The sequence below is a fragment of the Micromonospora sp. DT44 genome (genome assembly GCF_049841635.1).
Lineage (GTDB): Bacteria > Actinomycetota > Actinomycetes > Mycobacteriales > Micromonosporaceae > Micromonospora.
Window position 1 is genome coordinate 23622 of the sequence record NZ_JBNCKS010000046.1, and the last position, 14369, is coordinate 37990.

General features: G+C 72.1%; 10 protein-coding genes. 8 read left to right on the top strand and 2 right to left on the bottom strand.

The features are described 5' to 3' along the window. Window positions 1-3: 3 nt before the first annotated feature. Window positions 4-2154 (bottom strand): tetratricopeptide repeat protein, encoded by a 2151-nt coding sequence (locus ACLQ25_RS24335; protein WP_425733107.1) that lies wholly within the window; start codon window positions 2152-2154, stop codon window positions 4-6. Window positions 2155-2438: 284 nt separating this feature from the next. Here ACLQ25_RS24335 and ACLQ25_RS24340 point away from each other — a divergent pair, with 284 nt between their 5' ends. Continuing rightward, complete coding sequence (locus ACLQ25_RS24340) at window positions 2439-2930, top strand: hypothetical protein (protein ID WP_425733108.1); 492 nt, start codon at window positions 2439-2441, stop codon at window positions 2928-2930. A 69-nt stretch (window positions 2931-2999) separates the two neighbouring features. On the opposite strand, the gene ACLQ25_RS24345 is transcribed toward ACLQ25_RS24340, so the two are convergent. Continuing rightward, a complete protein-coding gene (locus ACLQ25_RS24345) occupies window positions 3000-5420 on the bottom strand; it encodes a M28 family peptidase (protein WP_425733109.1) in 2421 nt (806 codons plus the stop codon). Between the two features lie 206 nt (window positions 5421-5626). Between ACLQ25_RS24345 and ACLQ25_RS24350 the strand changes: the two genes are divergently transcribed. The 7 genes from ACLQ25_RS24350 to ACLQ25_RS24380 all read left to right on the top strand — a co-directional run bounded on the left by ACLQ25_RS24350 (window position 5627) and on the right by ACLQ25_RS24380 (window position 14330). Next, window positions 5627-6826: a PP2C family protein-serine/threonine phosphatase gene (locus ACLQ25_RS24350; RefSeq protein WP_425733110.1), complete on the top strand. Its 1200-nt coding sequence runs from the start codon at window positions 5627-5629 to the stop codon at window positions 6824-6826. 5 nt (window positions 6827-6831) lie between these two features. Beyond that, window positions 6832-8556, top strand: coding sequence for a sensor histidine kinase (locus tag ACLQ25_RS24355; RefSeq protein ID WP_425733129.1), 1725 nt, complete (start codon window positions 6832-6834; stop codon window positions 8554-8556). Further along, a complete protein-coding gene (locus tag ACLQ25_RS24360) occupies window positions 8553-9005 on the top strand; it encodes a response regulator (protein WP_088950306.1) in 453 nt (150 codons plus the stop codon). Before ACLQ25_RS24355 ends, ACLQ25_RS24360 begins: the two co-directional genes overlap by 4 nt. Continuing rightward, complete coding sequence (locus tag ACLQ25_RS24365) at window positions 8998-9807, top strand: inositol monophosphatase family protein (RefSeq protein ID WP_425733111.1); 810 nt, start codon at window positions 8998-9000, stop codon at window positions 9805-9807. The genes ACLQ25_RS24360 and ACLQ25_RS24365 overlap by 8 nt, the downstream gene beginning before the upstream one ends. A 246-nt stretch (window positions 9808-10053) precedes the next feature. Beyond that, window positions 10054-11025 (top strand): coiled-coil domain-containing protein, encoded by a 972-nt coding sequence (locus ACLQ25_RS24370; RefSeq protein WP_425733130.1) that lies wholly within the window; start codon window positions 10054-10056, stop codon window positions 11023-11025. A gap of 36 nt (window positions 11026-11061) precedes the next feature. Further along, the gene (locus ACLQ25_RS24375) at window positions 11062-12615 is read left to right on the top strand and encodes a fused MFS/spermidine synthase (protein WP_425733112.1); all 1554 of its coding nucleotides are present in this window, start codon (window positions 11062-11064) and stop codon (window positions 12613-12615) included. Window positions 12616-12686: 71 nt separating this feature from the next. Further along, window positions 12687-14330 (top strand): protein kinase domain-containing protein, encoded by a 1644-nt coding sequence (locus tag ACLQ25_RS24380; protein WP_425733113.1) that lies wholly within the window; start codon window positions 12687-12689, stop codon window positions 14328-14330. Window positions 14331-14369: the final 39 nt, after the last annotated feature.

A 14369-nucleotide genomic window follows, 5' to 3' on the forward strand; every position in this document is an offset into this window, starting at 1 on the left:
CGGTCACCCGCCGTTGCGTAGGCGGCGCAGCGCGTGTTCCACCTGGAGGGTGTCCAGGTGGAAGTCCCCGAGCAGCCGCCGCCGGTCGGCCAGCAGGCGCTCGTACACGTCGATCGCCTCGTCGACCCTCCCGTCCAGCAGGAGCACCACGGCGAGGGTGGCCCGGATGGCGAGCACCTCGCTGCGGTCGGCGTGCCGGGGATCCACGGTGGCCAGGGTGGCCCGCAGCTCCGCCTCCGCCTCGGCGAGGCGGCCCTGCTCCTGCATGCACCGGGCCAGCGTGTGCCGGGCCTGCCACGTCTCCGGCTGGTTCGACGGCCACAGCCGGTACCGGACCTCCAGGACCGCGTGCAGCATCTCCTCCGCCTCGGGGGCGCGGTGCTGGGCGAGGACGGCCAGCGCGAGGCTGTGCCGCACGACCATGGTCTCCCAGTGCTCGGGTCCGCGTACCTGTTGCTCCGCGGTGACGATCTGTCGTAGTTCCGACTCGGCCTCCGGCCACTGACGCTGCGCCATGATCGCCTTGGCGAGCTTGTGCCGGCTGGCGAGGGTGTCGGGGTTGCCGCTGCCCAGCACCCGGGTGCGGTCGGCGATCACGTCGCGCAGCACCCGGTCGGCCATCTCCGGCTGGTTGCGCTCCAGCCAGGTGCGGCCCAGCTCGTGGCGCAGCGCCAGCACCTCGGGCCGGTCCAGGTCGTGGTCGTACGCGGCGCAGCCGCGCACGATCGGGTCGAGGATGTCGAAGGCCGATCCGGGCAGGCCGACGGCGATGAGGTAGCGAGCGGTCAGCCGGGTCAGTTCCAGCGCCCGGCGTACCGTCTCGGGGTCGTGCTTGTGTTTCTGTGGCACCAGGTATTCGCGCACGGCCTCGACCAGGTGCGGCACCAGCACGTCCCAGTTGGACCAGACGGCCGGGTCGTCCGGATTCTGGCCCTCGGTGGCGGCGAGCAGCAGCTTCATGACCACGGCGTGGTACTCGGCGATCTGTTCGCGGACCTCGTCGCGGTCGCGGAACATCGCGTGCACCAGCGGGTGCAGCGACAGCACGTGCGCGAAGGCCGGGTCGGTGACGTCCTCCTGGACGTCGAAGTCGACCAGGGCGAGGTCGCCGATGCCCTCCAGCACCTTCACCCGTTGCCGGGCGGTCAGCCCTTCGAACAGGGGTGACCCGGCCAGGATGGCCGGCTTGAGGACCACCTCGTAGGGCACCGGGGAGATGCTCAGGCAGGCCAGCACGTTGAGCAGCGGCCGGCTCTGCGCGAGCCCGCGGCGGGCCAGCAGGTCCAGGGAGATGTCGTCGACCTCGCGGACGATCTCCAGGCCGAGTGATTCGTCGAGGTCGACGTCGGGGGCGTCGAGCGGCGCGCGGAAACGGCGTTCCACCGCGCTGCGGTAGTCGGCGAAGGTGGTGATGGTGGAGGAGCCGCGCCAGACCGGGCTGGCGTTGACCGAGCGTAGGAAGTTGCCGGCGGCCCGCAGGGCCAGTGGCAGGCCGCCCAGTTCACGGGCGAGTTCACGGGCGTCGTCGAGGCCGCCGGCCTGCGCGCCGGCGCGGTCGATGAGCACCTGCGCCCCGGCATCGGCGTCGAGTGGACGCACCTGGTGCAGGGTCGACCAGGTGCCCCAGGTGGCACGGTTGCCGTCCCGGGTGGTCACCAGAACCATGCCGTCCTCGGCTTCCGGCCTGCGTAGCCAACCGGTGCCGTCGGCGAGCACGCCGTCGGTGGGGCCGAGCGTGGCGGGCTCGTCCGCGCTGTCGAAGATCAGCAACCACGGCTGGCGGGCCTGGTTGAGGTAGCGCCAGACCAGGTCGGTGGCGCTGATCATGCCGGACCAGGCCTGGTCGACCTGGCTCTCCGACGCGCCGAGCTGGCTGACCACCTCGCGCATCCCGGAGTTCAGCCGGCCGGCCTGCACCCACCAGACGGTACGACCGTCCGCTCGGGCCCGACGCGCTATCTCCAGGGCCACGTGACTCTTGCCGGAGCCGCCCATGCCGCACAGGATGTGCACCGCCGGCTCTTCCCCGTCGGTGTCAGCCGGATACATGATCTCGTCGATCAGGTCGTCGCGGCCGTGCAGTGGGCTGTCCAGGCGCCCGAGTGGCGGGTCGACGGAGACGCGGCTCGGTCGGTCGTAGGCCGGCCGGCGCACGCCCGCATCCTCGGGTGGAACGTCCGCATTCAATGCGGTCCCCCTTCGGTGGCGAAATTGCGGCGCGGCGGGTGGCAGAAGAGATCATGTCCACTGGATGGACATTCGGAGGGGTCGTCACCCGCCCTACGTCAACCGCAAGGGTATCCACCGCCGTACTGGGTTGCACACTCTCCGTTTAGGTCACCCGACCGACCGGAATCGACACCGCCATTTACAATTCGTCGACCATTCGGACCGATCCGCCGTCCTCGACGTTCGCGCGGTGCATCCACGATGGACGCATGAACTGGTTGCCGTACGACGATGTGGCCGACTGGGGTTCGGTGCCGGACTGGTTCGGCGCGCTCGGCTCGATCGCGAGTGTGCTCTTCGTGTACCTCGGTCTGCGCCGGGAGATCCGCGCCCGTCGCGTCGACGAGATGCGGGTCCGGGCCACCCAGGCCCGGCTGGTCTCCGCGGTCACCGAGATCCGGGGCAACGCGGTGCTGCGGGTGACCGTGACCAACGAGAGTGACGCGCCGGTGCTCGATGTGACGGTACTGCCGCGACTGGTGCCGTCCGAGGATCCGGACGACCCGCCCGTCGACCTCGCCGGAGTGAAACAGGTCGGACGCATTCACGGCCGGAAAAGCGCGGAACTGTTCGTCACGGTCGCCGCCGCGCGTCGGCTGCACGCGGCGACCGACAGCGTTCTGGTGGAGTTGACCTTCACCGATCACGACGGAAACCGGTGGCGACGTATCGGCTCCGGTCAACCCGAACCAGTGAACTGACGGAAACCCGATTCACAAAGCGGTGGTCCGGCGGCAAACATGCGCTGCCGGACCACCGCTTTGTCTTTCTCAGACCGGATATGTGCGGGCGACGGCCAGCATCTCGGAGCTGTGCGACCCCACGACACCGACGGCCGGCGGCCGGGGCCGGAAGCCGGGCAGCGCGTCCAGCCCGTCGCTGGCGTCCATGGCCCGCAGCGCCACCTGCGCGGCGATCGGTCGCAGCGTCAGCGTGACCTCGACGCCCTCCGGCGGCGGGGCGTGGAAGACCAGACCGAACCCCCACCTGCCCGCGCGCGGCTCCACCGGCGCCACGCGCCCGGCGACCTCGGCGCGCAGCACGGTGGCGGTCGTCGTGTCGACGTGCAGGGTGGCGAGGCGGACCGCTCGCTGCGGAGTGAGGCGCAGCCGCAGCGTGCGTTCGCCACCGGCACTGGTGTCGGCCAGCACGTCGAGCTTCGGCGCCGGCAGGCTGGCCGCCTGGGCCGGGCCGACCCGCAGCTCACCGTCACCGAGGCCGGGGAAGTCGTCGGCCACGCTGGACACCCCGTCGACGTAGCCGTCCGTCCACGGCTGCGGGTCGGTCTCGTGGCTCAGCCAGCGGGCCTGCCCGGTGCCGGCGTCCATGGCGTACATCAGATGGGTGGGCGCGGGGTGGGCGGCGTCGAAGCGGTCCACGACCAGCCCGACCCCGGCGAGCACCACCGCCGCCACGGCGGCGGCACCGGCCGGCAGCGCGGCGCGTCGCCGGGCCCGCAGCGCCAGCAGGCCGCGCTGCCCGCCGGCCTGCGGATGCAGCAGGTCGACCACCGGTAGCGCGGTCAGGCCGAGCAGCACCGCGACAAGCGCGGCCACCCCGCCCATCGCCATCCCCAGCGCGGGGAAGAGCAGTACCACCGTCGGCAGGAGGATCACGACGCCGACCGCGGCGGCGGCGGTCACCGCCACCACCGGCCCCGGCCCGGTCTGCCGGGTACGCAGCGCGACCAGGCCGCCGAGGGCGCCGGCCAGGGCCGGCAGGGTGGTCAGGTACGCCCCGCCGGGTACCGCCACGGCGAGCAGCACCCCGAGCAGGGCCAGCCAGGCCAGACCGCCCACGGCCAGCGCGGCCGGGCCGATCCGGCGGCGGGTCAGCGCGTACCAGGTGAACAGGATCGCGGTGGCGAGCGCCAACACGGCCATCCGGTACCAGATCGGGCGGTACGGGTCGAGCAGTTCCGCGTACCCCGGCCGGATCGTGGTGATCGCCAACCAGAGCAGTTGGGCGGCGACCGGCGCGGCCACGATCGGCACGAGGGCGAGGCCGAAACCGGCGACCAGCCGGCCCGTGCTGGCCCGTCCGCTGCGGCGGGTCAGCCAACCCAGTGCCGCGACCGCGAGCACCGCGAGCAGGGCCAGCGGCAGGACGAGCCAGCCCGGGTAGCGGGCCAACCCGCCCGGCAGCGGGAAGTAGGTGGCGTCGTGCCCGGAGCGCAGGTCGGTCAGGTCGACCGCGCCGAACTCCCGGGCCAGGCCCAGCGCGTTGTCCCCGTGTTGCTGGAGGCTGCCCCGGTCCATGGCGGCCGGCGTGTCCAGCGGCGTGTGGTAGATCGCGCCCCCGTCGATGTAGGCCGAGTTCAACCCGACGAACTTCTCATCGAGGAAGGCGGTGAAGTCGGTGTCGTTGGGCAGCGCCCGATAGATCTCCACCGCGAACGAGGTGCCCACCGGGTGGGGTGCGGCCCGACCGAAGACGTCGACCAGCTTCGCGTTGTTCTTCGAGGTCTCGAACATGATCACCGGGCCGGTGGAACCGCGCGCCTCCAGGTTGAGCACCACACCGCCGTCGGCGGCGAGCGGGTTGCTCGCGGCGAACGCCGCCGCGCCGCAGAGGCACGCCTCCTCGGCGTCCGTCAGCACGAAGACGACGTCGTTGCGGGGCCGTGGTCCGGTGGACAGCGCGCGGGCCACCTCGAGGATGGCCGAGGTGCCGGCCGCGTCGTCGTTGCCGCCCGGTCCGGTCTGCACCGAGTCGTAGTGGGCGACCAGGAACACCCGGCCCGTCGGATCGGTCCCGGGTAGCCGGGCCACCACGTTGCGGACCCGGGCGAAGGTCGCGCCGCCGGCCGCCCCACTGAGCTGGCCGGCCTCCGGCGCGACGGTGTCCTGCACCTGCGTCTCCAGGCCCAGGCCGCGCAGCTTCTGCTCGATGTGCGCGCGAACCTGCTCGTTGGCGGGGCTCCCGGCGACGTGCGACCGGGCCGCGATCACCTGGACGTCCGCGTACGCCCGGGCGGCGCTGAACTCGCCCGTCGGCGCGTCCGCCGGCCGTGGCGCCGGGGTCCGCAGGTCGAGCAGGCTGCCGGCGCCGACGGCCGCCAGCGCGACCAGCGCCGCCGCGGCGGCCGCAAGGCGCCGTCGCGGTCGGGTCAGCGCACGGTCGGCAGGGGGTACGCGCGGAGGTGGCTTGAGCGGTACGTCCGCGGTGACGGGGGTGGGGGGTGCGCCCATCCGAACTCCTCGAAGGTAGTGGGGGCCGACCGGCAGTGATCCTGCCCATCCCCGCCCCGTGCCGCGGCCATCGTGTTGTGTGCGACCGTTGTCTAATACAGGATCAGCAGGGCACTCGGAAGGAGCCCGACATCACCAGCGAACTCCCGCGTCTCGCGGCGGTGACCCGGCCGCACCGGGGAGGCGGCCTGGCCGGCTCCCCTGTCGTGCCGTACCCGCACGGCGGGCTGGCGCGGCACGGCAACCTGCCGCCCGGTGAGCGGCTGCGGGTGCTGCTGGTGGAGGACGACGAGGGCGACGCCTTCCTGGTCGGTGAGCTGCTCGCCGAGACCAACTCGATGATCGACCTGCTGGTCGCCGCCAGCCTCCGGGAGGCACGGCAGCGGATCGGCGACGTGGACTGCGTCCTGCTCGACCTGGGCCTGCCGGACGCCCAAGGGCTGGACGGGCTGCGTCAGGTGCTGGAGATGTCCAGCGGCGCCGCGGTCTGTGTCCTGACCGGTCGCTCGGACGAGCACCTGGGCGTCGTGGCGGTCGCCGAGGGCGCACAGGACTACCTGGTCAAGGGCCAGGTCGACGGGGTGCTGCTGACCCGGGCGCTGCGCTACGCGGTCGAGCGTAAGCGCGCCGACGAGAACGCCCGCCGGCTGCGCGAGGTCGAGCTGCGCCAGGCCGAGTCGGCCCGCCTCGAACGCGGCCTGCTGCCGCAGCCGCTGATGACGACCGACCAGGTGGCGGTACACACCTTCTACCGTCCGGGTCGGCACGCCGCCCTGATCGGCGGGGACTTCTTCGACGTGGTGCAGACCCGTCCGGACCGGCTCGACCTGATCGTCGGGGACGTCTGCGGGCACGGGGTGGACGAGGCCGCGCTCGGTGTGGAACTGCGGGTGGCCTGGCGGGCCCTCGTGCTCGCCGGGGTGCCGGACGACGAGGTGCTGCCCGCCCTGGAGCAGGTGCTGATGAGTGAGCGCCGCCTTCAGGAGATCTTCGCGACGGTGGCCACCACCCGACTCGACCTGGATGCCAACCGGGCCACCGTCCGACTCGCCGGGCACCCGCCGCCGCTGCTGCTCTCCGGCGGCCGGGTCGTCCCGGTGCCCGCCCCCGGCGGCCTGCTGCTGGGCGTGCGCCCCCGCCGGCCGATCGCCTTCGACCTGGAGTTCGACACCGATGACTGGTCCCTGCTGATGTACACCGACGGCCTGATCGAGGGACGGGTGGGCACGGGCAACGAACGGCTCGACGTGCCGGGCCTGAGTGGGCTGCTCGACGAGCCCGCCAACCGGGAGGTGTCGCTCCCCGAGCTGCCCGCCTGGCTGGTGGGCCGGGCCGAGCAGATCAACGGTGGTCCGCTCGCCGACGACGTGGCGATGCTGCTGGTCAGCCGCGGTGGTGGCCGGTGACCTCAATGGTCGGCGGCTGGAGTCTGCGCCGCCGGGTCATCACGCTGCTCACCGTCGTGGGTGTGCTGCTGATCGGCCTGGCTGTCGCGGAGGCGGCCATGGCCGCCCGCAACCGCACCCAGATCGACGCGATCCTGAACCAGACCGGGCCGCTGCGGGTGCAGTCGCAGGAACTGCTCAACGCGGTGCTCGACCAGGAGACGGCGGTGCGCGGGTACGCGGTCAGCGGCGACCCGGCCGACCTGGCTCCGTACGACGCGGGCCTTGAGCAGGAGAAGGCCACCGTCGCCGCGATGCGGGCCCTGCTGCACGACTACCCGCAGATCGGTCAGGAGCTGCGGACCGTCGAGGAGCGTTCGGCACAGTGGCGGGAGACCGTCGCCCAGCCGGTGATCACGACGACGGAGCGCGAGGGCACCCGGGCCGGCCAGGCGCTCGTCACCGAGCAGGCCCGGCAGCGGTTCGACCAGGTCCGGTCGGCCGTCGACGACCTGCAGAAGGAGATCCTGGACGCCCGGGAGCAGTCCGCCGCGGACGTCCGCAACAGCAGCAACGTGCTCGTTGTCCTGCTGATCATCGCGGCCCTGGTGGTCGTCGTGGCCGGCGCGGTCCTGCTGCTCTCGCTGGACCGGATGGTGGTCCGGCCACTGACCGGCCTCGCCGACCAGGTCCGCGAGGTCGCCGCGGGCGATTACCAGCACCGCGTCGCCACCGTCGGCCCACCGGAGTTCATCCAGCTCGGCGACGACGTGGACGCGATGCGTCAGAAGATCGCCTCCGACCTGGCCGAGGTGCGGGAGGCCCGCGAACGCATCGAGTGGGTCAACAGCCAGCTCCAGAAGCAGGCCGAGGAGCTGACCCGGTCCAACCGTGATCTGGAGCAGTTCGCGTACGTGGCGTCCCACGACCTGCAGGAGCCGCTGCGCAAGGTGGCGAGCTTCTGCCAGTTGCTCCAGCGCCGCTACGCCGGGCAGCTCGACGAGCGGGCCGACCAGTACATCGCCTTCGCGGTGGACGGCGCGCAGCGGATGCAGCGCCTGATCAACGACCTGCTCGCGTTCTCCCGGATCGGCCGGCTCACCACCGGCTTCGTGGACGTCGACCTGAACAAGGTGATGGGCGACGTGGCCGGTCAGACCGAGGCCGCCCTGCAGTACGCGGACGCGGAGCTGACCTGGACCGGGTTGCCGGTGATCCGTGGCGAGGAGCCCCTGCTCACGAACCTGCTGGCCAACCTGGTCAGCAACTCGATCAAGTTCCGTCGTCCGGACGTGCCACCGAAGGTGAACATCTCGGCTCGGCTGGTCGGTGCCGAGTGGGAGATCAGCTGCCAGGACAACGGCATCGGTATCGAGCCGGAGTTCGCCGACAAGATCTTCGTGATCTTCCAGCGGCTGCACTCGAAGGACGCGTACCCGGGCACCGGCATCGGGTTGGCGATCGTCAAGAAGATCGTGGAATATCACGGCGGGCGGGTGTGGGTGGACACCGACGTGCCGGAGGGCACCGCCATCCGGTTCACGCTCCCGGCGCGTCCGGAGGACGTGGAGGCGGCTGCCGCCAGCGAACCGGTCGAGGAGCCGCAGGAGGGCTCGGCGGGCGACGTGACGCCCGCGGACGATGCTTCTCCCGCGCTGTCGGAGCACTCCGCCGGGGCGGACCAGCCGGACCGGGCCGACGGGCCGCCGGAAGGCGGTAGAACGGGTGACATGAGGGAGACGGTGGGATGACCGCGCCGGCGGACGGCAAGAGCCCGATCGAGGTCCTGCTCGTCGAGGACGACCCGGGTGACGTGTTGATGACCCAGGAGGCGTTCGAGGAGCACAAGCTGCGCAACCGCCTGACCGTCGTCTCCGACGGCGCCGAGGCGCTGGCCTACCTGCGGCGCGAGGGTCAGTACGCGGACGCCGTGGCGCCCGACCTGATCCTGCTCGACCTCAACCTGCCGCGCCGGGACGGGCGGGAGGTGCTGGAAGAGATCAAGAAGGACGAGGAACTGCGCCGGATCCCGGTCGTCGTCCTCACCACTTCCCAGGCCGACGAGGACATCCTGCGCAGCTACCAGCTGCACGCCAACGCCTACGTGACCAAGCCGGTCGACTTCGAGCGCTTCATCTCGGTGGTCCGGCAGATCGACGAGTTCTTCGTCAGCGTGGTCAAGTTGCCGCCCCGTGGCTGACACCCTGCTCGACGACGTCGGCGACCTCCTTTCGGAGGCCGCCGACCAGGTCGTGCTGCCGCTGTTCCGCAAGCTCGACGACGACGACGTGTCGGAGAAGGCGCCCGGCGAGGTGGTCACCGTCGCCGACCGTCGCGCCGAGGAGCTGATCTCCGCCGGGCTGCGTCGGATCCGGCCGGGCTCGGTGGTCGTGGGCGAGGAGGGCGTCGCCGACGACCCGGAGCTGCTGGGCCACCTGCGCGACACCGGGGACGTGTGGCTGGTCGACCCGGTCGACGGCACCGCCAACTTCGCCGCCGGCCGCCGACCGTTCGCCCTGATGGTCGCCCTGTTGACCGACGGGCGGCCGAAGGCGGGCTGGATCCTCGACCCGATGGAGGGGACGCTTGCCGCCGGCCGCGCCGACGAGGGCACCCTGCTCAACGGCCAGCCGGTTGGCACCGCCGACAACGTGCCGTCCCTGGGCGACATTCGAGGCGTGGCGATGACGCATTTCCTGCCGCCGGAGGCCCGCGACCGAGTCCGTGCCGGTGGTCGCCGGCTCGGCGAGCTGCTGCCCGGCCAGCACTGCGCCGGCCGGGAGTACCTGGACATCCTCACCGGCGAGCAGCAGTTCGCCCTCTTCTGGCGCACCCTGCCGTGGGACCATGCCCCGGGCAGCCTGCTGGTCCGCGCGGCGGGCGGCGTGTCCCGCCGGTTCGACGGCGTGGACTACCACCCGTCCGACGAGGGTCGCGGGCTGCTCGTCGCGGCCAACGAACAGGTCTGGGCCCAAGTCCACGAGGCGCTGCTCAGCTCCTGAATCGGAACCCTCGGGTGCGGGGCGCGACGACGCCGGCACGCTCCGTCGACACCGGGGTCGGTGGGCGGTCGCGGGACTGGTCACCGGCGCGCGTTCCGGTATCGTGACCGGCGATCTCCGCCAGCAGGCCGCCGCCCGGCGCCGGCGGGGACGCCGCCGCGCAGAGTTTCACCGGGGGCCGGCGGTCGACGGAAGGACGCTTTCGTGCCCACGACCAGGCTCAGTCAGCCGCGCGTTCGCCGCGTACTGCTTCCTCTGCTCGCCGCCCTGGCGCTGGTGCTCGCTCCGGGTGTGCCCGCGTCGGCGGAGCCGGACGAGGGCGGCACCAAGAAGTTGCGGGACGCGCTGGAACTGACCGCCAAGGGCCACATCGAGGCCAAGGCCAAGCTGGACAACTCCAAGCGGCGGCAGACGGCGTTGAACGGTGAGCTGAAGGCCGTCGAGGTTCGCCTGGTCGGGTTGACCGCCCAGGTCGGCGAGGTGGCCGCGCAGTCGTACCGGGCGGGTCGGCTCACCCCGACAGCGATGCTGCTCAACACGGCGACTCCGCAGGCGTTCCTGCAACGGGCGGCCGACCTGGACCTGATGGCCCAGCGGGACAGCAAGCGGTTGCGTGATCTCTCCGAGGCCCGGCAGCAGGTCCAGCAGGCCAAGATCGCCATCGACACCGAGGTCCGTGAGCAGCAGAAGCAGCTCGCCGTCATGGCCAAGAAGAAAAAGGAGGCCGAGGCGGCGCTGGCCGAGGTCAGCTCGGGCGGCAGCAGTGGTTTCAGCGGCGGCAACTCGTCCTCGGCGAAGCCGGCGCCACGGAACTCCGACGGCTCGTGGCCGTCGGAGTCCTGCTCCGTGAAGGACCCGACGACCTCGGGGTGCATCACCCCGCGCACCCTGCACGCCCTCAAGGAGACCCAGGCGGCCGGCTACAAGCGGCACGTCTCCTGCAAGCGCAGCGGTGGCGGCGGCGAGCATCCGAAGGGTCGGGCCTGCGACTTCTCGGCCGCCACGAACGGCTTCGAGGACAAGAACGCGACCGGCGGCGACAAGGCGTACGGGGACAGCCTGGCCGCCTGGCACGTCCGCAACGCCGAGCGTCTGGGTGTGCTCTACGTGATCTGGTACCGGCAGATCTGGCATCCCGGCACCGGATGGCGTGCCTACAGTGGCAGCGGCAGTCCCGCCGCGTCGCACACGAACCATGTTCATCTCTCGCTGTACTGACCCGGAGCGGCAGCTTCGCTGCGTACCATCGCGACGATGAGTTCCCCAGTGTCCGACGTAGCGGCTCCCGACGCTCCGCCCGTGCCGGTCACCGGCGGGGCGCTGCCCAACGGCCTGGCCGCCTTCCTGGTCTTCTTCGCCAGCGGCGCCGTGCTGGTGCTGGAGACGGTCGCGCTGCGCCTGGTCGGCCCGTACGTCGGAGTGACCCTCCAGGTGACCAGTTCGGTCATCGGCATCGCGCTCGCCGCGATCGCGTACGGCGCGTGGTCCGGCGGCTGGCTGGCCGACCGGCGCGACCCGCGCGGCCTGCTGGCGCCCGCCCTGGTGCTGGCCGGGATCGCCACCGCGATCACCCTTCCCGTGGTGCGCTACGCCGGCGAGGTGCTCCGTGGTGGGGCGGCCAGCGCCATCCTGCTGCTCGTGGCGCTCGCCGTGTTCGTGCCGGCGGCGCTGCTGGCGGCGGTCACCCCGCTGGTGGTGAAGCTCCAGCTCGCCGACCTGCGCCGGACCGGCCAGGTGGTCGGCCGACTGTCCGGCATCGGCACCCTGGGCGGCATCACCGCCACCCTGCTCACCGGCTTCGTGCTGGTCGCCGCGCTGCCCAGCACGGTCATCCTGCTGGCGTTGGCGATCTCCCTCGGCCTGGTCGGTATCGGTCTCGGCTGGTATCTGCGCCGTCAGACGCGTACCGACCTGCCGGTTCGGGCCCGAGCTCGGGCCGCGCTGGCCGTCCTCGGTCTGCTCGGGGCGGGACTGAGCACCATCGCGCCGAACCCGTGCGACATCGAGACGGCGTACCACTGCGCCCGTGTCACCACCGACCCGAACCGGCCCAGCGGCCGGGCGCTGCTGCTCAACTCGGCCCAGCACTCGTACGTCGACCTGGCCGACCCGAAGCACCTGGAGTACGCGTACACGAAGTGGATCGGCGCGGTCGCCGACGTGACCGCGCCGGCCGGGCAGCGGTTGGACGCCCTGCACCTGGGCGGCGGCGGCTTCACCGTGCCGACGTACCTGACCGCCACCCGGCCGGGCACCGACAACGTGGTGTTCGAGATCGACGGTGGACTGGTGGAGCTGGGCGAGCGGGAACTCGGCGTACACCCGGGCCAAGGTCTGCGGGCGGTCGTGGGCGACGCCCGGATGCTGGTCGCCGACGAGCCGGCGGACAGCCGCGACCTGGTCGTCGGCGACGCGTTCGGCCACCTGGTGGTGCCCTGGCACCTGGCGACCCGGGAGATGGCCGCCGAGATCCGGCGGGTGACCCGCCCCGGCGGGGTGTACGTGCAGAACGTCATCGACTATCCGCCGCTGCGGTTCGTCCGCGCCGAACTGGCGACGGTCGCCGCCGAGTTCACGAACGTCGCACTGATCGCCCCGCCCGAGGCGCTCGCCGAACAGCGGGGCAGCAACTTCCTCATCGTCGCCTCCGACGCGCCGCTGCCGCTGGCCGCCGTCCGCGCCCGCCTCGACGTGGTCGACGCGAGCGTCAGTCTGCTCTCCGGCGCGGACCTCACGGATTTCGTCGGTACGGCGATGGTGCTGACCGACGACTACGCGCCGGTGGACCAACTGCTGGCGACCGCCTGATCGGGTGATATTCCTGACCGATTCCGATCCTTCAGGTGTAGACCGGCCCGTGCTGGGCAACAACGGCCACCATGGGCGGTGGGGACCGTAACGGCGCGCAACTCCTCGACGAGCGGTATCGGCTCGTCGAGCAGCTCGGCGCGGGTGGCATGTCGGTGGTCTGGCGCGGTTACGACGAGGTGCTGGGCCGCCAGGTCGCGGTGAAGGTGTTGGCGTCACGGCTGGCCACCGACCGGGCCTTCCGGCACCGTATCCGCGTCGAGGCGCAGGCCGCCGCGCGGCTCTGCCATCCCAACATCACCAACGTGTACGACTACGGCGAGTCCCACCAGGTTGGCCTGACCGTGCCGTACGTCGTGATGGAACTGGTCGACGGCGGTTCGCTGGCGGCCCGGCTCGGCCGCGAACTGCGGCTGCCGTGGCGTGAGGCGGTGACGATCGGCGCGGAGGTCAGCTCGGCGCTGTCCACCGCGCACAGCCGTGGGGTCGTGCACCGCGACGTCACCCCGGGCAACGTCATGCTCACCCCAACCGGGGTGAAGGTGGTCGACTTCGGGATCTCGGCGCTGGTGGGGGAGAGCGAGAAGGGGCCGGACGGCGCGTTGCTGGGCACGCCCGCGTACCTCGCGCCGGAGCGGCTGGACAACGGCCAGGTGTCCCCGGCCACCGACGTGTACGCCGTGGGGCTGCTGCTCTACCGGATGCTCACCGGTCGGTTGCCGTGGGAGGCGACCACGACCACCCAGATGCTGCGGGCACACATGTACAGCGACCCGGAGCCGATGCCCGCGGTGCCCGGGCTGCCCGACGAGGTGACCGACCTGGTCCGGCGCTGCCTCGCCAAGCGTCCCGCCGACCGGCCGGACACCGCCGAGCTGGCCCGGACCCTCGCCGAGGCGGCCGGGATGCTGGCGGCGGTACCGGTCTCACCGGCGGGCGGTCCGCTGGACCCCGCCGCGCTGGCCAACGCGGGCACCACGATCCTGCCCTGGTCGGCGGAGACGGACGCCCTTCCACTGTCGCGGACCCGGCGAGGCCGCGTCCGTCAGGCGAACCGGCGTCGGCGGGTGGAGGCCGGGGTGGCCGCCGTCGGGTTGATCGCGGTCACCGGGGCGATGTGGGGGCTCACCTCCCGTAGCCCGGCCAGCGGTCAGGACCGGCCCACCACGGAGGCGCGGATGGGTCTGCCGGAGAAGGCGCCCTGCGAGGTCGCGTACGCGCTGCGCACCGACTCCGGCAAGGACTTCACCGCCGAGCTGACCCTGACCAACACCGGCGACCGGGCGCTGAGCGACTGGACGATGAGTTTCACGTTTCCCGGCCAGCAAAAGGTGACCAAGGCCGAGCCCGCCCCGGCGCAGCAGCAGGGCGGCGCGGTGCAGATCCGTCCCGTGGCCCAGGGAAAGACGCTGGCGCCCGGCGCGGCCGAGAAGTTGACGCTGGCCGGTACGTACACCGGGGCGAACCCGCTGCCGGTGGAGTTCCGGCTCGGCGACGCGACCTGCGGGGTACGCGTCTCCGGGGTGGCCGGGTCGATACCGTCCACCGCTCCGGCCGTCAAGGTCGCCCCGACCAAGGCCGCACCGAAGAAGACGACGAAGACCACCACCAAGGTCGCTCCGAAGGCACCCGCGCCACCGAAGGCACCCGAGCAGCCGAAGGCGCCGAAGAAGCCGTCCGAGGCCAAGGGGCCGGGTGGTCCGGGAAGAGGGTGAAAGCGCCTGAGGGGCACGGGCGCCACCCGAAGTGAGGTG